We start from the raw sequence: 22,916 nt of genomic DNA, 5'->3' as shown, positions 1-22,916 counted from the left end.
TAAGCAATGGTGTTAATGAGTCCAAAGCCTATACAGATATGAAGTTTGAAACATTAAATTATGCAGTTGAGGATGTTCGCAAAGAAGCCAGACAAGCGGCGGCTATTGGTTTAGCTGTATCGAATTTGCGTTATTATGACATACCAGGATCTTTAAGTGTTTCATTTGGTACGGGTGTATGGCGCAGTCAATCGGCATTCGCTATCGGTGCTGGTTATACATCTGAAGATGGAAATATTCGTTCTAATGTATCTGTCACGAGTGCTGGAGGTCACTGGGGTGTAGGCGCAGGAATTACTCTGAGGCTGAGATGATAATGAAAAAAACGAATATTATGATAAAAAAACAAAATATTTTTGTGAAGGTTTTGTTCGTTCTTGCCTTATTAGGCAAGAACGAAAGTTTTGCCAACGAGAATAATAATATTTATACAGTGCAACCACCACATTTATCTATTCCTAAGGGAGAACCTGGTGAAACACGCCGTATCATTATGCAGTTTTTTCATTGGACGTTGATTTGCGATGAAAAACAAGATGAAAAACAGAAACTCAAGCGAGGCATATGTAATGTGACACAGACGGTTCATGATCAAGAGGATAATACTATTTTCAGTTGGTCTCTTGTTTCTACAAAAAATGGGCAAGCAGTAATGCTTTTGCGAACATTGCCAAATGCTGATACAAATGTTCCTATCCGAATGTTTATTGAGGGAGTTAAAAAGCCTATCCTTATTCAGTATACGCAATGTAATGAAACAGTCTGTTTAGCACAATCGTCTGTAGGACCAGTTCTTAGTAAACAAATAGAGCAAAACAAAAAAGTGCGTATTTCCTATAAAGTTAAAGAAGGAAAGGTATTTTCTTTTATTGTACCATTTCAAGGATTAAGTGCGGCACTTAATTCTCTACAACGATAGCTTATATCAAGTATTTTAACAAAGATTTTTCATAAATTATTGCATTGTATTTCAGATGTAGCTGCAAATTCAGATCTAAATGAAGAGTAATGAGTAAAAAGTTCTACACGATATGATATTGAAGTGAATTCAAAGAAATGCATTTTAAAAATGTATAGTTACAATCAGATAGTATATGTAATAGAAAAATTAAGTTAAAGTTTTTCTACTAAGGTTGATAAAGTTAGTGGCGTTAGTCATGAAAATTAAAAAAATCATTAAGATAGCCAGTTGTAAATAAACAGAGTACGATTACCTCGAATACGAAAGAAATAGTTTATTTTATTTCTGCAAAAGTTCTTTATGAATTTTATAATGACATTATTTGACATCAATAATTTCTAATTGAAATGATATAGTCATTTTGTGTGATGGTATAAGAGATGAGTCATTTTACAAAATGTAATTACAACGCTAATATTGTGATCTCATGAGTACAAAGAAAAATTATAAATTTATCTCTCTAAAATAAATATGCATTTCATGTGAATGAGGCAAAGAAATATTAAAAGGTTGTAAAAGCGAATATAAATACTTCATTTATAGTTTCAGATTCATAAAAATAAATACGCATTTGTGTAAATAGCAAAAAAATATTTCAAAATCTAAATGGTGCTAGCGTAGAAATCTTAATGATAAAAAAATAGGTAATGTTTTCTTGATATTTGTCATTTAATACCACATTGTTACTTTAGCTTTATGAATGATCAGCAGAGTGCTCGCGTTTATTTATTGGGGGAAAACGCTTAAAGGATAGGAAAAATGCCTCCATTAAATTATAGTTCAAAAGTGTCAAAGCGAGCAAGAGTGTATGATACGAAAGCAAATCAATTATCTGATAAGCGTGGGTGTAATAAAAATAACTGTTCTACATTATTACAGAGAGAGAGGGATTCTATTTCCGTTGATATAGAGAAACAACAGCGAAAAAAACACAATAAACAGAAACGGGTATTTATTCAATCAAATAAAGTTTTTGAATTGCATGGTCAAGAAATTGTAGGTGTTAAAAAAACAAAATGCATCAAATCTCCATTTCTTTCTCGGTTTTCTCAATTACAATCTCCACCTCTTTATGCGGCACTTGATTTAGGAACGAATAATTGCCGACTTCTTATTGCCTCTCCTAGCAAGCCCGGGTATTTCCGCGTTGTTGATGCTTTTTCACGTATTGTACGATTGGGAGAAGGATTAGTGAATAATGGTTTTCTGAATACACAAGCGATGGATCGCACAATTGAAGCATTAAAGATTTGTCATTTTAAGTTAAAACAAAAACGTATTAAGCGTTATCGCTTGGTTGCAACGGAAGCATGTCGTTCGGCGAAAAATGGTAAATATTTTATTCAACGTGTTTTGGATGAAACTGGTCTTGAATTGGAAATTGTTGATAGAGAAACAGAAGCACGTTTTGCTGTTTCGGGATGTGGTACGCTTGTTGAGCCAAATACTGATGCGATTGTGCTTTTTGATATTGGAGGAGGGTCATCAGAAATCGTGCTCCTTAATATTTCCAAAAAGCATTCTTTACGTTTAACGGAACAGATTATTGCGTGGACTTCACTTCCTGTTGGTGTTGTTACGCTTGCTGAGCGCTTTGGAGGAAATAATGTTAGTTTAGATAATTTTGAAAAGATGAAAAGTTATGTACGGAGTTTTTTAAATAATTTTTCAGAACGTCATAAATTAGGTGCTTTAGCTAAAGGTTCAAAGTTTCATCTTTTGGGAACTTCTGGAACGATTACGACTTTAGCAGGGATGCATCTTAATTTAGAGCGTTATGACCGGAAGCAAATTGATGGCATTTGGATGAGCGATGCAGACATTACTCTTATGATACAACGTTTATTATCATGGGATATGAAAAAACGCATGACTAATCCTTGTATTGGACGAGGTAGAGCAGATTTAATTTTAGCTGGTTGTGCAATTCTAGACGTTATTAGAGAAGTTTGGCCAAGTCAACGATTAAGAGTTGCTGATCGTGGATTGAGAGAAGGAATTTTGATAGAGTTAATGTTACGCGACGGTGTATGGCGTCGTCATAGGAAGGGAAAAAGGTTCAAACGCTAAGGCAGTTATTAGAGTCATGGAGATAATAAATAACAATGAAAAAAACGATAAAGACACCGACTGGTGGATATGGTGGTTCAGGATCACATGAACTATATCAGCGTGTAAAGAAGAAAGCAGGGACCATTAAAGCATCATCAAGAAGATGGTTAGAGAGACATCTGAATGATCCTTATGTTCATCAGTCGAAAGTGGATGGTTATCGTTCGCGTGCAGCTTATAAGTTAATTGAAATAAATGAACGCTATAAGTTTCTCAAAAAAGGTCAAAAGATTATTGATTTAGGAGCGGCACCAGGCGGATGGTGTCAGGTGGCAAAGGGTATCGTAGGGTCAAGTGATCAAAAACCTAGTGTAGTTGGCATTGATTATTTGCCTGTTGAGCCATTACCTGGGGTTGTGATGTTGGAAATGGATTTTTTGCACGCAGATACACCACAGAAATTAATAAGTGCTTTAGGAACAAAGCCGGATGTAGTGCTTTCTGATATGGCTGCACCAACAACAGGTCATCGTCAGACGGACCATTTAAGAACAATTTATTTATGTGAGGTTGCTGCTGATTTTGCCCTTTCAGTTCTTAAGCCTGGAGGGCATTTTTTAGCAAAGGCTTTTCAAGGGGGAGCCGAAAACACCCTTCTCACAACATTGAAACAGAATTTTAAAACAGTTCATCATGTTAAACCACCTGCAAGCCGATCAGAATCCGTGGAACTCTACCTTTTAGCACTTGGATTTAAAGGAAGAGAAGAAGATTAGTTTCTTTTTTTCAGAATATTTAAGTTTACTTACATATTTATAACATAAGGATGTTGTTAAACGGTTTTCGGTAGTGTTGGTGATGTTATAAAATGTTTTTTAGTCAATAATGAAGACTGGTAAAATCGATGCATTGCTTATAAAGGTAAAGGGATTGATTTCTCAGTGAGCGTTTCTAATGAAATTTCTTGACCAAGCTAAAGTCTATATTCGTTCTGGCAATGGAGGGGCAGGGGCAGTATCATTTCGTCGTGAAAAATTTATTGAATTTGGTGGTCCTGATGGAGGCAATGGGGGGCGTGGTGGTGATGTGTGGGCACTGGTTGTTGATGGGCTTAACACACTGATTGATTATCGCTACCAACAGCATTTTAGAGCAAAAACAGGGGGGCATGGTAAGGGGCGTAATATGACGGGTGAAAAGGGTGATGATATCATTCTTAAAGTACCAGTCGGGACACAAATTTTTGAAGAGGATAATAAAACTTTAATCTGTGATTTAACACAAGTAGGACAACGTTATCGTCTTGCAAAAGGCGGGAATGGTGGTTTTGGAAATCTGCATTTTACGACATCTACGAATCGAGCACCACGCCGTGCAAATCCTGGATTGGCTGGAGAAGAGCGCACATTGTGGCTTCGTTTGAAGTTAATTGCTGATGGGGGGCTTATTGGTTTGCCTAATGCTGGCAAATCAACTTTTTTAGCTTCTGTGACGGCAGCAAAGCCAAAAATTGCAGATTATCCTTTTACAACTCTGCATCCACATCTTGGTGTGGCACGTATTGATGCCCGTGAATTTGTTTTGGCTGATATTCCTGGCCTTATCGAAGGAGCTCATGAGGGTGTAGGGATTGGGGACCGTTTTTTAGGGCATGTAGAACGTTGTCGTGTTTTACTTCATTTGATTTCTGCTCAAGAGGAAGATGTGGCGAAAGCCTATCAGATTGTACGTAATGAGTTAGAGGCTTATGGAAATAATTTGAGTGATAAGACTGAAATTATAGCTTTAAGTCAGATAGATACCCTTACTGTTGAAGAGAGTAAAGCCAAACAAGAGGTTTTGCAGAGCGTAACGGGTAAATCTGTTTTGATGTTTTCTTCGGTTAGTCATGAAGGTTTAGAAAATGTACTCCGTGCTGTTGCACGTGTTATTGAAATGGCACGTGAAGAGGATGATGGTGGAGAAAAGCAGGATTGATGAGGATGGCAGTTGGTTTGCAAAAGCTTGTGCATTATAAACGCATTGTGATCAAAGTTGGTTCTGCGCTTTTGGTTGATCCTCAGACAGGTTTGCGGGCTGAATGGCTCAACAGTTTGATAAGTGATGTTGCCAAATTGCGTAAAAAAGGCGTGGAGATTTTACTGGTTTCTTCAGGAGCCATTGCTTTAGGAAGGACATTACTACAGCTTCCCAACGGAACTTTAAAATTAGAAGAGAGTCAGGCATGTGCTGCTTTAGGGCAAATTGAATTAGCAAAAACCTATGGTGATGCGCTTGCGCGGTATGGATTAAAAACGGGACAAATTTTACTCACTCTATTTGATACAGAAGAACGGCGACGTTATCTCAATGCTCGTGCTACGATTAATGTGCTTTTGCGTTTTGGAGCGGTGCCTGTTATTAATGAAAATGATACTGTAGCAACAAGTGAAATTCGCTATGGTGATAATGATCGTTTAGCAGCACGTGTGGCAACAATGATGGGCTCGGATCTTTTGATACTTTTATCAGATATTGATGGACTTTATACCAAGTCCCCCCATCGTGATCCAACAGCTGAATTTATTCCTTTTATTGCTTCAATTACCAGTGATATCGAAAAAATGGCGGATGTTGCTGCGTCAGAGTTTTCTCGTGGAGGAATGAAGACTAAACTTGATGCCGGGAAAATAGCCAATTCTGCTGGAACGGCAATGGTAATTGCTTCAGGCAAGCGTATGAATCCTCTTGCGGCTCTTGATAGGGGAGAACGTAGCAGTTTTTTTGCTGCCAGTGAAAAACCGGTCAATGCTTGGAAAACATGGATTTCTGGTCATTTAGATCCATCTGGTATTTTAATGATTGATCAGGGAGCAGTTAAGGCTCTTGAATCTGGCAAATCATTATTAGCTGCAGGAATTGTTGGGGTTGAGGGAGAATTTAATCGTGGGGATACGGTTGCGATTATTGATGCAAACAGAGTTGAGATTGCTCGTGGACTTGTGAATTATGGCAAAGATGAAGTTGTCCGCATTATGGGGCGTAAAAGTGAAGAAATTGAATTTATCTTAGGTTATGAGGCACGCTCTGCTATGGTACATCGCAATGATATGGTTTTACGCTGCTTGACCGATTCTGCTTAAAAAAGTTATCTTTTATCTTCTTTATGTTTTAACAAAGTGGATAATACGATGGCTTTAAAAGAACAAATGAAGGACATGGGGCGAAAAGCGCGCCATGCTGCTGCGGCATTGGCTGTTATGTCTTCTGAACAAAAAAACAAAGCGTTAGAAATGATAGCTTTAAGTTTAGAAGCTCAATCCGCTGAAATTTTACAGGCAAATTGTCAGGATTTAGAAAATGCTGCTCAAAATAATTTGAAGGCAGCAATGGTTGATAGACTTAAATTAGATGAGTCGCGTTTGCGTGCAATTATAGAAAGTGTCCACCAAATTGTTCATTTGCCTGATCCTATTGGACAAGTGATGAGTGAATGGATACGTCCCAATGGGCTTCATATTAGCCGTGTCCGGACACCTCTTGGTGTGATTGGCATTATTTACGAAAGTCGACCAAATGTTACAATTGATGCAAGCGCTTTGTGTTTAAAGGCAGGAAATGCTGCAATTTTACGTGGTGGTTCGGATAGTTTTTATTCTGCCCATGCACTTCATTGTGCGTTGGTGAGAGGATTAGAGGAAGCTGGTTTTCCTAAAGATGCCATTCAAATGGTTGGAACGAGAGATCGTGATGCCGTTGGAGAAATGCTCAAAGGGCTTGATGGTATGATTGATGTAATTGTGCCTCGTGGTGGAAAAAACCTCGTTGCACGCGTTCAGTCTGATGCACGTGTTCCAACTTTTGCACATTTAGAGGGGCTTTGTCATATTTATATTGATCAATCAGCAGATTTAGAGATGGCGCGCAAGATTGTTTTAAATGCAAAGTTGCGGCGAACAGGTATATGTGGCGCTGTTGAAACAGTTCTTATTGACCGTAAAGCATTAAAAAAGTTTCTTCCTGTTCTCACAGATTTGCAGGAGAAAGGGTGTGAAATTCGCGCAACAGAAGATATTCTTTCTCTTATGCCAAGTTTCAAATTAGCCTGTGAAGAAGATTGGTCATACGAATATCTTGATGCCATTCTTTCTGTCAAAACAGTTGAAGGTATTGAGGGAGCCATTGCTCATATCAAGCGTTATTCATCAGGACATACGGAATCGATTATTGCTGAGGATAAAGAAATGGTGGAAAAATTTTTTAATCATTTAGATTCAGCTATTTTGCTTCATAACGCATCTACCCAATTTGCTGATGGAGGTGAGTTTGGTTTTGGGGCGGAAATTGGTATTGCCACGGGAAAAATGCATGCGCGTGGTCCTATAGGTGTTGAACAACTCACATCATTTCAGTACCATATTAGGGGAAATGGACAGGTTAGATCTTGAAACAGCTTTTTTTCCCGTGGAAAGATCGTATGCCCCATGTTGAAAGGTCCAATGTTGTGGGGCTTTTTGGGGGGTCTTTTAATCCACCCCATGAGGGACATCTTCTTGTTGCAAAAATTGCAATTCGGCGGTTGCATCTTGATCAATTATGGTGGATGGTAACACCACAAAATCCCTTAAAAGATCGTACACACTTACTCTCTTTAGAAGAGAGAATGCAGCTCTGCGTTCAATTGGTTGATCATCCAAAGATTCGTGTAACCGGTTTTGAGCAGACGATAGGCAGTAAAGTATCCGTGGATACGATTTCTCATATTCTGACGCATTATCGAGGTGTCCGTTTTGTATGGATTATAGGTGCAGATAGTTTTGCCACGATTCATCATTGGTATCGATGGCATGATATCATCTCTATGCTTCCTCTTGCGGTTATTGATCGTCCTTTTGTGCATATGTCAGCACTCTCTTCTCCTGTGGCACATATTTATCGTTCTTTTCGTTTAGATGAGAGAGAAAGTAGACGATTACCTTTTATGAAACCACCAGTTTGGAGTTATTTGCATGGGCCTTTGTCTTTTGAGTCTTCAACGAATCTTCGTTTAAAGAAGAACAATTTTTCTTGAACATTTTATTTTAAATGTCATAAAATACTGCTCTTCAGGATAGTGATATAAATTCTATTGATGCATGTAAAAATACAGTGATGCCTATGTATAATTTCAATTTTATTTTGCATCAATTAAGTGTAAAAGAGTGAAATTAAATGGGACATTCAAGGTAGGGCTTGTTTAGTTAAGCTTATAATAAGCTTATAAAGTGAAGCCATCAAGGAGCTTAAGAGGGAGAGCAAATCTGAACCAATCTTATGATAGATTGGTGGAGGAGTGAAGATCTTTGTTCTAAAGGACAAGGAGGAGTATGGGGGATTCTCACTTCTTTTTTTAAGAAGAAGTTCCTTTTATACTTTAAATGATAAGAAAGGATATTGGTCTGGAAAACCTAATAGAAAAACACTTTCACGGTATTGCATCACGCGCAGAAAAAAAAGTCTTTTCTGTGAGAGATGGTCTCAAAATTATTCTCAAGAGTTTAGAGGATACAAAAGCAGAAGATATTGTCTCCATTGATATTCAGGGGAAGTCGTCTTTAGCTGATTACATAGTTATAGCTTCAGCAAATTCAAAGCGTCATGTCTCTGCTGTTGCTGATCATTTGTTACGTACTTGGAAAGACAAAAAATGCGGCTTTGCAAATGTAGAAGGGCTGGCCGGAGGTGATTGGGTATTGATTGATACAGGTGATATTATTGTTCATCTTTTTCGTCCGGAAATTCGTCTCTTTTACAATCTAGAAAAAATGTGGCTTACTCCAGATTTCAACAATACAAAATCGGTTCTCGTTGGAGATCATTAACATGCAAATTTCTATTTTTGCTGTTGGGCGTATGAAAAAGGGAGCAGAACATAAATTAGTTGATCATTATTTGGATCGTTTTTCTAAAAGTTGTGGAGCAGTAGGATTTCATTTAAAAAAACTACAAGAAATATCAGAAAGTCGTGCTCAAACAGCATACCAGCGTATGGAAGAAGAAGGAAGAAAGCTTATCGAGTTCCTCCCTGAAAAGTGTCGGTTAATTGTATTGGATGAGCGTGGAAAGTCAATTTCATCATCTGCTTTTGCTGAAAAACTGGGATTTTATCGTGATGAAGGCATCCGTGATCTCGTAATTGCTTTAGGAGGTCCTGATGGACATAATGAACAGATAAGAAGTCGTGCTGATTTTCTGTTGTCTTTTGGTTTTATGACATGGCCACATCAAATTGCCCGTATACTCCTTACAGAACAGCTTTATCGTGCTGTAACGATTGCAACTAATCATCCTTATCATAGGGCTTAAAATTTTTATGCGATTTTTAGCACTTATTTATGTATTTATTAATATTGTTTTAGCGGACATCATTTAAAGCATCGCTAGTTTATGCGATGATGCTTAATGGTTGGGCAAATGAAGAAGCTTCTTCATAGAAAAATGCGATGTTTATATGAGGAATGTGTGATATTTGTCGTACTGTTCTTGAGTATGTTTTTTTGCTGTTCTATCTTACATGCTGAGGATAGCATAAGAAGTGTAGAGACAGCACATAAAGAGTTGGTAGAAATTCGCCAAAATATTTCCATCTCGCGTGAACGTGTTACTTTTCTTACACGTCAAGTTGAGCATTTAAAGAAAGATCAACATGCTTTAAGGGATGCACTCATAAAAACTGCTAAATTAGAACGTGCGATAGCAAATGATATTGCTGAAAGGGAAAAAAAGTTAAAAAAGATGATAGAAAAGCGGGCACAAATTCATCAAAGTTTAAAAAATCGTCGTGCTGAATTTGCAGAAGTTCTCGCTATCTTAGAACGTATGGGGTTAAAGCCTCCTCCTGCTCTTATGGTGCAACCTGAGGATGCGTTAGCTTCTGTACGGAGTTCTATTTTATTAGGGGCTGTCGTACCTCAGATGCAAGAGAAAACAAGGGACTTGACAGAGAGTCTCAAGGAATTGACCACTTTGAGTAATTCAATTGCTGCGGAATATGCAGCCTTAAAAACCAAAATGCAAAATCAAGCAGAGCAGAGAAAACGTTTAAAGCTTTTGTTAGAAGAAAAAGCCAAATTACAAAAAAAGTCAGAAGAGGAACTTACACAACAGCAACAAAACAGTATTGTTCTAGCTAAAAAAGCGCAGTCTTTGGAAGAATTGATTGTAGAACTTGACCGTCAATCAAAACTGAGTTTTGATACATCCATACAGGTACGGAAAAATTTACAATTGTTAGAGCAAAACAATTTTGAAAGCCGAAAAGGCTCTTTGCTTTTTCCTGTTGTAGGAACAAAAGTTCGGCATGTACACAAAAGTTCGCAGATTACACGCTTTGGTGAAATGGTTGAAACAGAAGAAGCTGCAGTTGTTATATCTCCTGCTGATGCTCTTGTTGCTTTTGCTGGACCATTTCGTTCTTACGGACAGTTAATTATTCTCAATGTTGGGAATGGTTATCATATTGTTCTGACTGGAATGTCGAGAATTAATGTCACTCAGGGGCAGTTTGTTCTTGCAGGTGAACCTCTTGGCACAATGGGAATGCAATTTATTGCGAACAGTGTTGCATTGGATATAGGCAAAACTGTTCCAATGCTTTACATTGAGTTTAGAAAGCAGGGGAAGCCTGTAAATCCAACTCCTTGGTGGCGGACTGAAAAAAACGAGAAGGAACCAAAATGATTCGTAAAGTTATTCTTTTGGTCGCTGGGGTATTGCTCGGCGCCAGTTCAATGATTATGGTGCAGTCTGTTGCTGCGAATAATGAAAATGATGTATATAATGATGTATATAAAGAGCTGGCTCTATTTGGCGATATTTTCGAACGAGTACGTATGCAGTACGTTACGGTTCCAAATGATAAAAAACTTATTGAAAATGCTGTCAATGGGATGCTCACATCACTTGACCCCCATTCATCTTATATGAATGCGCAAGAAGCCAAAGAAATGCGGGATTCTACGAAAGGAGAATTTGGAGGTCTTGGTATTGAAGTTACCATGGAGAAAAATTTAATTAAAGTTGTTTCTCCAATGGATGATACACCTGCTTCAAAAGCAGGGATTTTAGCAGGAGATCTCATTTCAAAAATTGATGGTGTACAAACTAATGGTTATACATTGAATGAAGCTGTTAATAAGATGCGGGGTGCGCCTGGCACACCAATTATGTTGACAATTATTCGTTCTGGTGTTGATAAGCCACTCGAAATTAAAGTTGTTCGTGATATCATCAAAGTGAAAGCGGTAAAATATCGTGTTGAGAACGATATTGGTTATGTAAGGATTATTCAGTTTTCTGAGCAAACTTTTGGTAATCTTCAGGCTGCAATTAAAGATATCCAATCTAAAATTCCTCAAGATAAATTAAAGGGGTATGTTCTTGATTTACGGCTTAATCCCGGTGGTCTTTTAGACCAAGCAGTAAATGTTTCGAGTGCTTTTCTCAATAAAGGTGAGATTGTATCGACCCGTGGGCGTAAAAAGAGTGATGTGACAAGATTTGATGCTAAACCAGGAGATATCATCAATGGAAAGCCTCTCATTGTACTTATTAATGGTGGTTCGGCAAGTGCTTCTGAAATTGTTGCAGGTGCATTGCAAGATCATCGTCGTGCAACAATTTTAGGAACACAATCTTTTGGTAAGGGATCTGTCCAAACAATTATCCCCTTGGGTGAAAATGGTGCTTTACGCTTAACAACAGCACTTTATTACACTCCGTCCGGCACCTCAATTCAAGGCACAGGGATTACACCTGATATTATTGTAGAGCAACCACTTCCTGAAAAATATAAAGGTTATGACGTAAAGGTTGGTGAATCTGCATTACAAGGGCATATCAAAGGAAAACGAGAAAATAATAAAGGTTCTGGCTCAGCTGCGTTTGTTCCACAAGATCCCAAAGATGATGTTCAATTACATGAGGCTTATAAGCTGTTACGAGGTGAAATGGCAAATGCAGCATTTCCACCAGATTCCAATAAGGATGTTTTAAAGTAGAAAAGGTGTGTACAGTTTATGCATTTGGGAGGTAATTGAATGAATGCGGTGGTTAATGTAAAGGCTCTTCCTTATAGAAAATCTGTGGGGATTGTTGTCTTTAATCATGTGGGTGAAGTTTGGGTTGGGCGCCGTTTAATGACATGCGCTCATACCGATACTGATATGTCTCATCGGTGGCAGCTTCCTCAAGGGGGGATAGATGAGAATGAAGAACCATTTGATGCAGCATGTCGTGAACTTTACGAAGAAACGGGAATCCGATCTATAAAGTTGATTAAGGAAGCACAGGATTGGTTCCATTATGATTTTCCACAAGAACTTGTTGGCTGTACATTAAACAATAAATATCGTGGACAAATACAAAAATGGTTTGCTTTTCAGTTTACAGGAGATCAACATGAAATCGCTATAAACCCTCCACCAAATGGTCATAAAGCAGAATTCGACCAGTGGAAATGGGCTGATTTGGAAAACCTTCCCTCGATTGTGGTTTCTTTTAAAAAGCGTGTTTATATGCAAGTTGTCAACGAATTTCGCAGTAGCCTTAGAGGAATATAAAAGCTATATAATGATAGCAAGCTCTTTTTTTATGAGGATGCTTGATATTATGTATAGTCATTAACATAATAACAAAAATGTTTCTCTTTTATGTAAAGAACTGGAATATAAGATGAAAAAGTTATTTAATTTACTTATAGTTTTTACTCTCTTGAGTATTTCTTCTGTTGCATTTGCATCAGATTCAAAGCCAGCTGCGACTAAACCAGCAGCAGCGACTTTACCAAATGGTGCTTCTTCTTTGACTGAGACCTATGGCTTGTGGAGCATTAGCTGCGGTATACAGGAAGGTAAGAAGATTTGTTTTATGGGCCGTCAGGAAGTGAATGATCAAGGTCGCGTGGTTGTGGCTATGAACGTTATGCTTAATGCTGATGGTGTGGTATCTGGTAATTTAACGGTTCCTTTTGGTATTTTAGTCTCTAAGCCTGTTCGTTTACAAGTCGATGAAGGGAAAGCTGTTATCGAGACCGGTATTCGCACTTGTGTACCAGCAGGTTGTATTGTTCCAATAGTTTTTGACAAAAATCATGTAGCAGCTTTACGCTCTGGAAAGCATTTGAAGCTAGCTATGACGATTGCTGCTCCAGGCGAACCACCTTTGAATGATTTGTTCGTTCAACTGAATGGTTTTAGTAATGCTCTTAATCGTTTGTCTGCTTTGCAGAAATAATTCTATGGAATATAAAAAAGGCGGCCTTTTAAGGCCGTTTTTAGCCTGAGCGTTTTTTGTAATAAGCTTACGCTTAAAATAACAGTGTTGTTATAGAAGAGATTTTCAAAGTCTTTTGGAGATTCTCAGAATGTTTTCCGTTGCTTTTATTTTGGTAAGTTATTTTTTATTCCGATTATGAGTTTCATTATTATTATAGAAGTGAAGAATTGAGATGTTTAGATACTTTAATTTGTAGAAAAAATGTTGGAGTATAAAAACATTGTTTAATAAATAAGCTCATTTTAATGAAAGTTCTCTATAAGATCTTCTCTTTCTTGAGTAGAAAAAAGGATAAGGCATGGTTTATGCATTGCTTCAAGTGATTGATCTTATTTTAGATATTTATATTGATATTTTAATCGCAAATGTCATTTTTTCTTGGCTTTATGCATTTAACATCGTAAATGCACGAAATCGCTTTGTTGTTTTAATAGGAAGCTTTTTGCATCGCTTGACAGAACCAGTTTTAAGCCGTATTCGGCAGTTTTTGCCAAATCTTGGAACAATTGATATTTCACCTGTTGTAGTGTTTATCATTATTTATTTTATTCGTATGTTTATGTGGCGGGTTTACACAGATATGTATCTGTAAAGATATTGCATGAGATGAATAAAAATGTTTTATCGATTTGACACGAATGGTTTAATTTTATTTGTATATCTCATTCCAAAATCGTCTGTAGATCGCATAATGGGTGTTGAATGTAGAGATAATGGAAAGCAGTATTTGGTTATACGCTTGCGTGCTGTTCCTGAAGATGGAAAAGCAAATAAAGCACTCATCAAATTTTTAACGAAGCAATGGAAAATTCCATCTGCTTGTATTTCGCTTAAAAATGGCGCAACATCCCGTTACAAACAACTCTATTTTTCAAGACACTTAGAAGAGCTAAAACAAATATGGCAATCTTTAGGTGATTACACCTCAAAATAACAGCCCATTGAAAAAACAGGCTTTTATTTTTGAAGAAATCATAAATTTTCATGACGCTCAATGGCTTGCTTAATCAGTTCACACGCAAAATTTTTATCCCGCCAACCTTCAATTTTAGCCCATTTTCCAGGTTCAAGATCTTTGTAATGGGCAAAGAAATGTTCAATTTGTTTGAGTGTAATTTCGGGAAGATCTGTATAGTCATGGATATTAAGATAACGTTTTGTTAATTTTGGGGTAGGGACAGCAATAATTTTTTCATCTTTACCCCCATCATCTTCCATAATCAGGGCTCCGATGGGGCAAACATTAATAACACAACCAGGAAGGAGTGGACGCGTATTACAAATAAGAACGTCAATGGGATCACCATCATCTGAAAGGGTATGGGGGACAAAACCATAATTTCCAGGATAAACCATTGATGTATGAAGAAAACGGTCAACAAATAATGCTCCCGATTTTTTGTCCATCTCATACTTTATTGGTTGTCCACCAAGAGAAACTTCTACAATAACATTGATGTCTTGTGGTGGATTTTTACCAACGGGGATTTCTTTAATATTCATGTAAATATCCTTTCCAGAGTGTGAGGAAGTGAGGTCTCATAAAATATTTGACCGAAGAAGTTATGAAATTAGTTTGAAATTGATGCACGTGTTTTTTCAAAACGTTTGCGTTCATTAGGATCTAGATAAAGTTTACGAAGACGAATACTTTTAGGAGTTACCTCCACAAGTTCATCATCTTGTATCCACGATAGAGCACGTTCTAATGTCATTTTAAGAGGAGGCGTTAATTTTACGGCTTCATCTTTTCCAGAAGCACGCATGTTGGTGAGCTTTTTTCCTTTTAACACATTCACTTCTAAGTCATTATCCCGTGAGTGGATACCAATAATCATGCCTTGATAGACTTTAACACCGGCATCAATGATCATAGGCCCACGATCTTCAAGATTAAAAAGAGCATAAGCGACGGATTCACCATTATCATTTGAAATCATCACACCATTGACACGACCACTAATGTCTCCTTTGTAAGGCTCATAGGCATGGAAAAGACGATTCATAATAGCTGTACCGCGTGTATCCGTTAAAAGTTCCGATTGGTAGCCAATAAGCCCTCGCGTTGGTGCATAAAAGACAAGACGGACACGATTTCCTCCAGAGGGGCGTAATTCAACCATTTCAGCCTTACGTTCAGACATTTTTTGAACGACAGTTCCAGAATATTCTTCGTCAACATCAATGACAACTTCCTCGATTGGTTCAAGAGTTGTTCCGTTTTCATCTTTTTGCATAACAACCCGTGGACGAGAAACACTCAGTTCAAACCCTTCACGGCGCATATTTTCAATGAGAACGGCAAGTTGCAATTCTCCCCGTCCTGAAACGTAGAAGGAATCTTTATCGGCTGATTCTTCAATTTTAAGGGCTACATTCCCTTCTGCTTCTTTAAACAAACGATCACGGATAACACGGCTTGTTACTTTATCGCCTTCAGTTCCAGCAAGAGGGCTATCATTGACAAGAAAGCTCATCGTAACAGTGGGAGGATCAATTGGTTGAGCAGTAAGAGGTTCATTGACCGCGAGATCACAGAAGGTATCAGCAACGGTACCTTTTTGTAAGCCTGCAATTGCTACAATGTCACCAGCACTACTTTCTTCAATAGGTTGCCGTTCCAACCCACGAAATGCCAAAATTTTTGAAATACGCCCCGTTTCTAAAAGCTTTCCATCTTGCCCAAGAACTTTCACACTTTGATTGGATTTTATAGTGCCTGAATGAATACGGCCTGTAATAATCCGCCCCAAAAATGGATCCGCTTCAAGAATAGTTCCAATCATACGGAATGGTCCTTCTGCTACATGAGGCGCAGGAACATGGCGGGTTACAAGATCAAACAAAGGACCAAGTCCTTGATCTTTTGGCCCTTCGGGAGTTTCAGCCATCCAACCATCGCGACCCGATCCATAAAGGATAGGAAAATCAAGCTGTTCATCACTTGCATCAAGAGCAGCGAAAAGGTCAAAAACTTCATTGATAACTTCATCAGCACGGGCATCAGCTCGGTCAATTTTATTGATAGCAACAATGGGGCGTAAACCGACTTTCAATGCTTTGCCAACGACAAATTTTGTTTGCGGCATTGGACCTTCAGCGGCATCAACAAGGACAATTGCCCCATCTACCATATTCAAAATACGTTCAACTTCTCCACCAAAATCAGCGTGTCCTGGTGTATCAACAATGTTAATCCGAGTATCTTTCCAAACAACGGATGTTACTTTTGCTAAAATTGTAATTCCGCGTTCTTTTTCAATATCGTTTGAATCCATCATACGTTCACTGGTACGCTGATTATCACGAAAGTTTCCTGATTGCTTGAGAAGCTCGTCTACGAGCGTTGTTTTGCCATGGTCAACATGGGCAATGATGGCGATATTGCGCAATTGCATAAATTTTCTTCTTTTCGTTTAATGAAATTTCACTTGAGGCAACGCCTTTGCGTCCTTTACCTTACTATTACAGAACCTTTTACATGTTTTTTTATAATTTTGGAAGAGAGGAAATATTTTTATAGCAAAGTGTTTGCAAAAGTTTCTCATGTTCTGTTAGCCTAGAAGAGTGTTATCAAAAATTTTTTAATATATGAACATTTTGTATGAAGGATGCACTCAGAAAATAAATAATGTCATTTGCTCTTTCTATAAGCAAAATGTGTCATTGCACTTTTGCTTATAAATAAACATTGAGACACAATATAGTGGTATGCTTTGGATAACGATTGAAAGAGCTCAGTGTTTTGGGCATAGTTCCATTTTTCTCTGCTAAATGAGAATGAGGATATTTATTTGTCTTTTTTTATCATTTTTCCTTAATTCAGCGTCGCATTTTTCAAAGTTATTTATCATAATATCTTTTAAATAGTGAAGCTTACGCAGTGTATTATATTATTAATATACAACCATACTTCCAGAAAATTCTTTACTTAGATTCATTTTCATTTTCTCATGTTATCCGTGAATATCATCAAAGTAAAGTCTATTAAGCATATTTCTAGTCTGTTTGAAACTATAAGCTAGCCTTATATTTATCTATTTCCTATGACACAGCTACTCTTGTATTTAAACAAGTCATGCTTATTTTGAGTTATCATTGAATAATTTTTTAGTCTCTGAACGATGGAATGTTTGAAACAATACAATAAGATCAAAGAGCTTGGGTGAATATGCGTTGTTTATGGCTTACAAGTTAAGATATTGCTTCATGTATCATGCCCTTTATAAAGAGCAATATATCACTCTACAGCTTATTGATATATCAATCTAAAGCTATTTATAACACTACTTATGAAAGATATGACGCAAGATCATTGCTACTAGCAGCTTTAATTTATTCAAGGCATAAGCTAGCATTCATATGTTAGTTTTGGCTCTTAATATTGCCAACTGCTATTGTAGTGATATGGTAGATGAGAGGCATTTACTTTTTTCTCAAACAGTTTTTATTTTACATGTTACCTCTTCTTATGATGTGCAAGCGAATAGGCTTTTTATGTTTTGTAATAAGACAGGTTTAAAATAACAGAAACTTGTTTTATTGAAGTTTCTCATTCAAGTTGTAAAACGATAAATTATCAATCAATCTATTATCTAATGAAGAGATCTTAGATTTTATAAGACTTTTACTTTTCATGTTAGAGCAGAGTTCCAGACAAGATAAGGGAGGCAACAGAAAAATAGATTACGATTCCCATCACATCCACTAAAGTTGCTACAAGAGGTGCAGAAGCACTTGCTGGATCAAATCCAAAGCCTTTCAGGATAAAGGGAAGCATGGAGCCGGATAAAGAACCGAAGGTGACAATTCCAACTAAAGCTGCGCCTACTGTTATGGCAATAAAAATCCAATGTTCACCGTAGTTGTAGATACCAAGTTGTTGCCAAAGAGCAATACGCATCATTCCAATAATTCCCAGTAAAAGGCCAAGAGATATCCCTGCTGGAATTTCACGAATGATAATTTTCCACCAGTCTTTGAGTGTGAGTTCACGTAGAGCTAATGCGCGAATAATAAGGGATGTTGCTTGCGATCCAGAGTTTCCTCCCGAACTCATAATGAGGGGAATAAAGAGTGTGAGAGTAATGGCTTTTTCAAGTTCTGTTTCGAAATATTGCATAGCGCTTGCTGTTAGCATTTCACCAAGAAAAAGTAATGCGAGCCAGCCGCCCCGTTTTTTCATCATTCCTAAAAAATTGATCTGCATATAGGGCTTATCAAGAGCTTCCATCCCTGCAAATTTATAAGCATCTTCACTCATTTCATCAACCATTGTATCAAGGACGTCATCGACCGTGACAATCCCGATGACATGATTATCATCATCAATCACCGGTACAGAGAGAAGATCATGGCGCTGAAAAAGACGTGCAATATCTTCATGATGTGTAAAGGGAGATATTGTAATGGGGGTGTCATGTGTGTAAACGTTGAGAATTTGCTCATCAGGAGAAGCAAGGATAAGATTACGTAGGGAAACAGCTTTGAGAAGAGTGCCTGTTTTGGGATCAATGACATAGCTTGTATAAACTGTTTCACGTGTTCGTTCGACATCACGAATATGATTCAGAGTTTTTTTTACGGTCCAGTTTGCGGGGATAGCTATAAACTCTGTGGTCATCAATGCGCCTGCTGTATGATCAGGGTAACTGGTCAGTTTTTTGATTTCAGAACGCGTTAAAGGTTTGAGCAAGGCATAAAGCCGCGTGCGGGTTTCTTTGTCCATTTCTTGAAAGACATCGGCGGCAGCGTCAGCAGACATGCCATCAAGAATTTCAACAGAACGATTAACAGGAAGAAGTTCAAGAATAGCAGCTGGTTGTTCAAGTTCTGGTTTGTCAAAGAGTTCAATTGCATAATCAAGAGGTAAAAGGCTTAAGATAGCTACGCGTTCCATGATATCGAGATCATTAATGATATCAATAGAGTCAGCAAAATGATGATTTTGTAATTCTTCGGCAAGAGCTTCAGGAGAAGAGTTTTTAAAGTCGAAGGTCGTTTTAATTTCAGTCATAATAAAGTACCTTCTGAAAGGTTAAAGAATTATAATTTTAAATCATGGTTCAAGATAAAACAAAAGTTGTGGAAGATTGAAGAAAAGCCCCTCCTAATTATATTCTCCCAATTGTTAATATTTAAAATAAAGTCAAGGATAGATCGCATGTTATAAACAATTTCATGAATCAAATAGGGAGGGATTCTTATTTTTGTTTATTTCCCAGTGTTGAAGATATCCTTTATTTTTACTCCTACAATAGTGGTCTAAAAGGCATTTTAAAGCATAGTCATCATTTTTAGTGTATGATCAATTTGTATCGTAAAGGCGATAATTATACGTTAAATTTATAATTGGAGATAGGTCATATTATGACAAAAGCGGCAGTATTGGATTGGAAGGGATTTGCAGGGCTTCCTGATTTTTCTTTAATAAGTGATGAAGATTTTAAACCTGCTTTTGAACAGGCACTTCAAGAAGCAGAAGCAGAGTTGGAGACGATTGCAACGGTGCAAGAAACACCAACGCTTGAGAATTTTTTGCAGCCTTTTGAGCTTGCTGGTAAAGCGCTCAGTTGTGTATGTTCAATATTTTTCTTGCGCACGGGAGCCCATAGTAACGCTTTCATTCAACAGTTAGAACAAGAGTTTGTTGTAAAGCTTTCTCGTTATTCTTCAAAAATAATGCTGGATGCGCGGATATTTGCAAAAATAGACATACTTTATCAACAATCGCAGCAAGGCATGTATGATAGTGAAACAACACGTGTGCTTGAATTATGGTGGAAAAAGTTTGTTTGTAATGGTGCAAAACTGGATGAAAAAGGTCAGAAACGGCTTACTGAAATTAATGAAAGACTTGCTTTTCTAAATGCTACTTTTGGTCAGAATGTCTTAAAAGATGAAGCTGAATGGATTTTATTTTTAAAACAAACGGATTTATCTGGTTTACCTGATGATCTCATTGCTTCAATGAATGAAATTGCGCGTGAAAGAGGCAATGAAGATGCATATGCATTAACATTGGCACGTTCAATTGTTGAGCCATTTTTGAAATTCTCTCATCGTCGTGATTTGCGTGAGATTGCATTTCAAGCTTGGGCCAAACGTGGTGAAAATGAGAATGAAAACAATAATCGAGCGATTATTGTAGAGATCGTTTCACTTCGAGATGAAAAGGCTAAATTACTAGGATATAATTCTTTTGCAGATTTGAAACTCGATAATACCATGGCCAAAAATGTTGATGCGGTTATGGATTTGCTTACACCTATATGGGAACGGGCGAGAGCTAAGGCTGCGGTCGAGCAGATTGAATTGCAAAATTTTGCAAATAATCAGGGCAGCAATGACACTTTAGAGGCTTGGGATTGGCGTTATTACGCTGAAAAACTTCGCTCTGAAAAATTTTCTTTCGATGGCTCTGAAATTAAATATTACTTTCAGCTTGATCGCATGATTGAAGCAGCTTTTGGTGTGGCAGAAAAGCTGTTTGGTATTACCTTTGAAGAAAAAAGCGCTGTTACACTTTGGCATCCTGATGCACGTTTGTGGGAAGTAAAAAAATCTGATGGAAATGTGCTTGGACATTTCATTGGTGATTATTTTGCGCGTTCATCAAAACGGTCTGGGGCATGGATGAGCAGTTTGCAATCACAGCATAAATTGGATGGTGGACAAAAGCCTATTATCTACAATATTTGTAATTTTGCGAAGCCCCTCAAAGGAGGGATTGCTCTTTTATCCCTTGATGATGCGCACACACTTTTCCACGAATTTGGTCATGCATTACATGGTTTGCTGTCTGATATAACATGGCCGTCTGTTGCGGGAACATCGGTTGCACGTGATTTTGTTGAACTTCCTTCTCAACTTTACGAACATTGGTTAACTGTACCGGAGGTCTTAAAGTCTTATGCTACACATACAAAAACAGGGCTTCCCATGCCACAAACACTGATGGATAAAGTTTTATTGGCACAGACATTTAATGCTGGTTTTTCTGCGGTTGAATTTACCTCATCTGCTCTCATGGACATGGCTTTTCACCAAGGAAAAACCATACCGGATCCAACTATATTTGAGCATCAGGAGTTAGAAAAATTACAAATGCCTAGTGCAATTATCATGCGTCATCGTCCACCTCATTTTATGCATATATTTTCAGGAGATGGTTATGCTGCTGGTTACTATTCTTATCTGTGGTCAGAAGTGCTTGATGCTGATGCTTTTCAGGCTTTTGAAGAAGTGCATGATGTTTTTAATTCAGAACTTGCTGATCGCTTAAAGCGTTTTATCTATTCTGCTGGGGGAAGCCGCGATCCAGAAGAACTCTATAAAGCTTTTCGCGGACGGCTGCCTTCACCAGAAGCGATGATTAAAAAACGTGGACTATAGAGAAGAGAACGGTATGGTGGGAGCCATGCCGTTATTTTTTCTAGCCAATGAAATTTATGCAAATTGTTATTCCATCAAAGACATATGAAAAAAAGATTTTAGTCTTTGAAAAAAGCGAAGATTCTCTATTTTAAAAAACATTAGGGGAAAGAAAAATTATCAGCGCGGTCTCTCTGATGACCATTGGGAGGTGACCACGATTTTTGTATGAAACTTGGCTCTATTTTGCCCACGAGGTGGGTATTTTGTTGCGCGATGTTATCGAGGCTCATTGGCGGTTGGCGGACAATATTGTCCAGCTGTTGTATAAGCTTTGGAACATTGGTATTATTTAAAATTAGACTTTCGTGGGAAGATGTATGAAAACTTAAGATATTTTCTAATTGTTTTTCTAAATAAGAAGCAAGTTTTCTTTTTCCTGCAGTGGTAAAATTGATACCATTAGGTGTGCGCAATCTAACGACTTTTCCATCTGTATCATAGCTTGAAAAAGAAAATTGCCCCTGTTCATCAGTAAAGCCGCTCCAAATATCAATGAAATATCCTCCTGCTTCTTCTGTTTTTTGTTTATAGAGCGCATTAAAAATTTTCATTTTTTGTGTCAAGGTATCATTGCCAAAAGCAGGTTGCCCCATCCATATCCATGGTTTTCCCGAACTATGAAGACTTTCAACAATTTCGCTAATTTTCTGTTTATAGATGTTGAGCCATTCTGTCTGAACCGTATTAAATATGCCATAAGATGTTGTGATTGGTTGATTATCATTCGCGCCGATCACCATGACAATAGCATCAGGTTTATTTTTATCAATGCGTTCAGAAATATTATTTTTCCAAGAAATATGATCAGTTCTAACCAAACCAGAAGCTGGTACTGTATCATTTATGATGATAACATCACTATTCTCGGTAAAAAGCTTTTTGAGTGCATCAGCAACAGCAGAAGCTACAAAATCTCCTATGACAAGAATACGTTTTGCATTTTCGCCTTTTAACTGTTGCTGGGGTTTTCTTACGACACTTTTTTTTTGTGGTTTATATATCTTTTGTTCTATAACTTGCGGTGGTTGTTGTTCGGGTGTGTTATGTTGGTACAACCATTTAAAGAAATTCGTAGCTTTACTTGGAGATGGTTGTATGACACTCACGGCAAAGAGAGAAAAACACAGGAAAATCAAGTATAATGAGCGGAAACAGGACAAATATTTTGCTCCAG

20 protein-coding genes and 1 pseudogene are annotated in these 22,916 nt (G+C 37.6%); 17 read left to right on the top strand and 4 right to left on the bottom strand.

What is annotated here, in order from left to right:
- From PVV69_RS00735 to PVV69_RS00660, 16 genes and pseudogenes are all read left to right on the top strand, one after another.
- The coding region (locus PVV69_RS00735) for a YadA-like family protein (RefSeq protein WP_273719949.1) at positions 1–314 on the top strand (314 nt) is incomplete at its 5' end.
- Positions 311–919 (top strand): invasion associated locus B family protein, encoded by a 609-nt coding sequence (locus tag PVV69_RS00730; RefSeq protein WP_273719951.1) that lies wholly within the window; start codon positions 311–313, stop codon positions 917–919. The genes PVV69_RS00735 and PVV69_RS00730, both read left to right, overlap by 4 nt.
- An 801-nt stretch (positions 920–1,720) precedes the next feature.
- Positions 1,721–3,031 carry a Ppx/GppA phosphatase family protein gene (locus tag PVV69_RS00725; RefSeq protein ID WP_273756073.1) on the top strand — a complete coding sequence of 437 codons (1,311 nt, stop codon included), beginning with the start codon at positions 1,721–1,723 and terminating at the stop codon, positions 3,029–3,031.
- Between the two features lie 35 nt (positions 3,032–3,066).
- Positions 3,067–3,789: an RlmE family RNA methyltransferase gene (locus tag PVV69_RS00720; RefSeq protein WP_273719955.1), complete on the top strand. Its 723-nt coding sequence runs from the start codon at positions 3,067–3,069 to the stop codon at positions 3,787–3,789.
- A gap of 178 nt (positions 3,790–3,967) precedes the next feature.
- Positions 3,968–4,990: a GTPase ObgE gene (gene obgE, locus PVV69_RS00715; protein WP_273756072.1), complete on the top strand. Its 1,023-nt coding sequence runs from the start codon at positions 3,968–3,970 to the stop codon at positions 4,988–4,990.
- A gap of 5 nt (positions 4,991–4,995) precedes the next feature.
- The gene (proB, locus tag PVV69_RS00710; RefSeq protein WP_273756078.1) at positions 4,996–6,135 is read left to right on the top strand and encodes a glutamate 5-kinase; all 1,140 of its coding nucleotides are present in this window, start codon (positions 4,996–4,998) and stop codon (positions 6,133–6,135) included.
- 48 nt (positions 6,136–6,183) lie between these two features.
- On the top strand, positions 6,184–7,440 hold the full coding sequence (locus PVV69_RS00705) for a glutamate-5-semialdehyde dehydrogenase (RefSeq protein ID WP_273756071.1): 1,257 nt from the start codon (positions 6,184–6,186) through the stop codon (positions 7,438–7,440).
- A gap of 29 nt (positions 7,441–7,469) precedes the next feature.
- The gene (locus PVV69_RS00700; RefSeq protein ID WP_273756077.1) at positions 7,470–8,063 is read left to right on the top strand and encodes a nicotinate-nucleotide adenylyltransferase; all 594 of its coding nucleotides are present in this window, start codon (positions 7,470–7,472) and stop codon (positions 8,061–8,063) included.
- A gap of 346 nt (positions 8,064–8,409) precedes the next feature.
- Entirely contained in the window at positions 8,410–8,853 is a 444-nt protein-coding gene (rsfS, locus tag PVV69_RS00695) for a ribosome silencing factor (protein ID WP_273756070.1), read from the top strand.
- 1 nt (position 8,854) lies between these two features.
- On the top strand, positions 8,855–9,337 hold the full coding sequence (gene rlmH, locus PVV69_RS00690; RefSeq protein WP_273719967.1) for a 23S rRNA (pseudouridine(1915)-N(3))-methyltransferase RlmH: 483 nt from the start codon (positions 8,855–8,857) through the stop codon (positions 9,335–9,337).
- Between the two features lie 96 nt (positions 9,338–9,433).
- Positions 9,434–10,718 (top strand): annotated as a pseudogene (locus tag PVV69_RS00685) (murein hydrolase activator EnvC family protein).
- Entirely contained in the window at positions 10,708–12,030 is a 1,323-nt protein-coding gene (locus PVV69_RS00680; RefSeq protein ID WP_273756068.1) for a S41 family peptidase, read from the top strand. Before PVV69_RS00685 ends, PVV69_RS00680 begins: the two are co-directional and overlap by 11 nt.
- Positions 12,031–12,069: 39 nt before the next feature.
- Positions 12,070–12,591, top strand: a complete 522-nt coding sequence (locus tag PVV69_RS00675; protein WP_273719973.1) for an RNA pyrophosphohydrolase — start codon at positions 12,070–12,072, stop codon at positions 12,589–12,591.
- A 112-nt stretch (positions 12,592–12,703) separates the two neighbouring features.
- Positions 12,704–13,264 (top strand): invasion associated locus B family protein, encoded by a 561-nt coding sequence (locus PVV69_RS00670; RefSeq protein ID WP_273719974.1) that lies wholly within the window; start codon positions 12,704–12,706, stop codon positions 13,262–13,264.
- Between the two features lie 340 nt (positions 13,265–13,604).
- Positions 13,605–13,898, top strand: a complete 294-nt coding sequence (locus PVV69_RS00665) for a YggT family protein (protein WP_273756067.1) — start codon at positions 13,605–13,607, stop codon at positions 13,896–13,898.
- Between the two features lie 24 nt (positions 13,899–13,922).
- Positions 13,923–14,240: a DUF167 domain-containing protein gene (locus PVV69_RS00660; protein ID WP_273719976.1), complete on the top strand. Its 318-nt coding sequence runs from the start codon at positions 13,923–13,925 to the stop codon at positions 14,238–14,240.
- Positions 14,241–14,278: 38 nt separating this feature from the next.
- On the opposite strand, the gene ppa is transcribed toward PVV69_RS00660, so the two are convergent.
- The 3 genes from ppa to mgtE form a co-directional block, all read right to left on the bottom strand.
- Entirely contained in the window at positions 14,279–14,809 is a 531-nt protein-coding gene (gene ppa / locus PVV69_RS00655) for an inorganic diphosphatase (RefSeq protein ID WP_273719977.1), read from the bottom strand.
- A 68-nt stretch (positions 14,810–14,877) separates the two neighbouring features.
- Complete coding sequence (gene typA / locus PVV69_RS00650; protein WP_273719978.1) at positions 14,878–16,704, bottom strand: translational GTPase TypA; 1,827 nt, start codon at positions 16,702–16,704, stop codon at positions 14,878–14,880.
- Positions 16,705–17,945: 1,241 nt separating this feature from the next.
- Entirely contained in the window at positions 17,946–19,322 is a 1,377-nt protein-coding gene (gene mgtE, locus PVV69_RS00645; protein ID WP_273756066.1) for a magnesium transporter, read from the bottom strand.
- A gap of 353 nt (positions 19,323–19,675) precedes the next feature.
- Here mgtE and PVV69_RS00640 point away from each other — a divergent pair, with 353 nt between their 5' ends.
- Positions 19,676–21,700, top strand: a complete 2,025-nt coding sequence (locus PVV69_RS00640; RefSeq protein WP_273756065.1) for a M3 family metallopeptidase — start codon at positions 19,676–19,678, stop codon at positions 21,698–21,700.
- Between the two features lie 140 nt (positions 21,701–21,840).
- On the opposite strand, the gene PVV69_RS00635 is transcribed toward PVV69_RS00640, so the two are convergent.
- Positions 21,841–22,902 (bottom strand): SGNH family hydrolase, encoded by a 1,062-nt coding sequence (locus tag PVV69_RS00635; RefSeq protein ID WP_273756064.1) that lies wholly within the window; start codon positions 22,900–22,902, stop codon positions 21,841–21,843.
- Positions 22,903–22,916 lie beyond the last annotated feature (14 nt).

Source organism: Bartonella sp. MM73XJBT (genome assembly GCF_028618465.1).
In the GTDB taxonomy this organism is placed as follows: Bacteria; Pseudomonadota; Alphaproteobacteria; order Rhizobiales; family Rhizobiaceae; genus Bartonella.
The sequence above is the reverse complement of the archived record's forward strand: the minus strand, read 5'-3'. Positions and strand labels throughout refer to the sequence as shown.

Excerpts from the sequence above, each read along its gene's own strand:
- rsfS (WP_273756070.1), top strand. The coding sequence starts at position 8,410 with ATGATAAGAAAGGATATTGGTCTGGAAAACCTAATAGAAAAACACTTT.
- PVV69_RS00640 (WP_273756065.1), top strand. The coding sequence starts at position 19,676 with ATGACAAAAGCGGCAGTATTGGATTGGAAGGGATTTGCAGGGCTTCCT.
- obgE (WP_273756072.1), top strand. The coding sequence starts at position 3,968 with ATGAAATTTCTTGACCAAGCTAAAGTCTATATTCGTTCTGGCAATGGA.
- PVV69_RS00720 (WP_273719955.1), top strand. The coding sequence starts at position 3,067 with ATGAAAAAAACGATAAAGACACCGACTGGTGGATATGGTGGTTCAGGA.
- typA (WP_273719978.1), bottom strand. The coding sequence starts at position 16,704 with ATGCAATTGCGCAATATCGCCATCATTGCCCATGTTGACCATGGCAAA.
- PVV69_RS00675 (WP_273719973.1), top strand. The coding sequence starts at position 12,070 with ATGAATGCGGTGGTTAATGTAAAGGCTCTTCCTTATAGAAAATCTGTG.
- PVV69_RS00730 (WP_273719951.1), top strand. The coding sequence starts at position 311 with ATGATAATGAAAAAAACGAATATTATGATAAAAAAACAAAATATTTTT.
- PVV69_RS00700 (WP_273756077.1), top strand. The coding sequence starts at position 7,470 with ATGCCCCATGTTGAAAGGTCCAATGTTGTGGGGCTTTTTGGGGGGTCT.
- PVV69_RS00680 (WP_273756068.1), top strand. The coding sequence starts at position 10,708 with ATGATTCGTAAAGTTATTCTTTTGGTCGCTGGGGTATTGCTCGGCGCC.
- PVV69_RS00725 (WP_273756073.1), top strand. The coding sequence starts at position 1,721 with ATGCCTCCATTAAATTATAGTTCAAAAGTGTCAAAGCGAGCAAGAGTG.
- PVV69_RS00665 (WP_273756067.1), top strand. The coding sequence starts at position 13,605 with ATGGTTTATGCATTGCTTCAAGTGATTGATCTTATTTTAGATATTTAT.
- PVV69_RS00670 (WP_273719974.1), top strand. The coding sequence starts at position 12,704 with ATGAAAAAGTTATTTAATTTACTTATAGTTTTTACTCTCTTGAGTATT.
- rlmH (WP_273719967.1), top strand. The coding sequence starts at position 8,855 with ATGCAAATTTCTATTTTTGCTGTTGGGCGTATGAAAAAGGGAGCAGAA.
- ppa (WP_273719977.1), bottom strand. The coding sequence starts at position 14,809 with ATGAATATTAAAGAAATCCCCGTTGGTAAAAATCCACCACAAGACATC.
- PVV69_RS00705 (WP_273756071.1), top strand. The coding sequence starts at position 6,184 with ATGGCTTTAAAAGAACAAATGAAGGACATGGGGCGAAAAGCGCGCCAT.
- mgtE (WP_273756066.1), bottom strand. The coding sequence starts at position 19,322 with ATGACTGAAATTAAAACGACCTTCGACTTTAAAAACTCTTCTCCTGAA.
- PVV69_RS00660 (WP_273719976.1), top strand. The coding sequence starts at position 13,923 with ATGTTTTATCGATTTGACACGAATGGTTTAATTTTATTTGTATATCTC.
- proB (WP_273756078.1), top strand. The coding sequence starts at position 4,996 with ATGGCAGTTGGTTTGCAAAAGCTTGTGCATTATAAACGCATTGTGATC.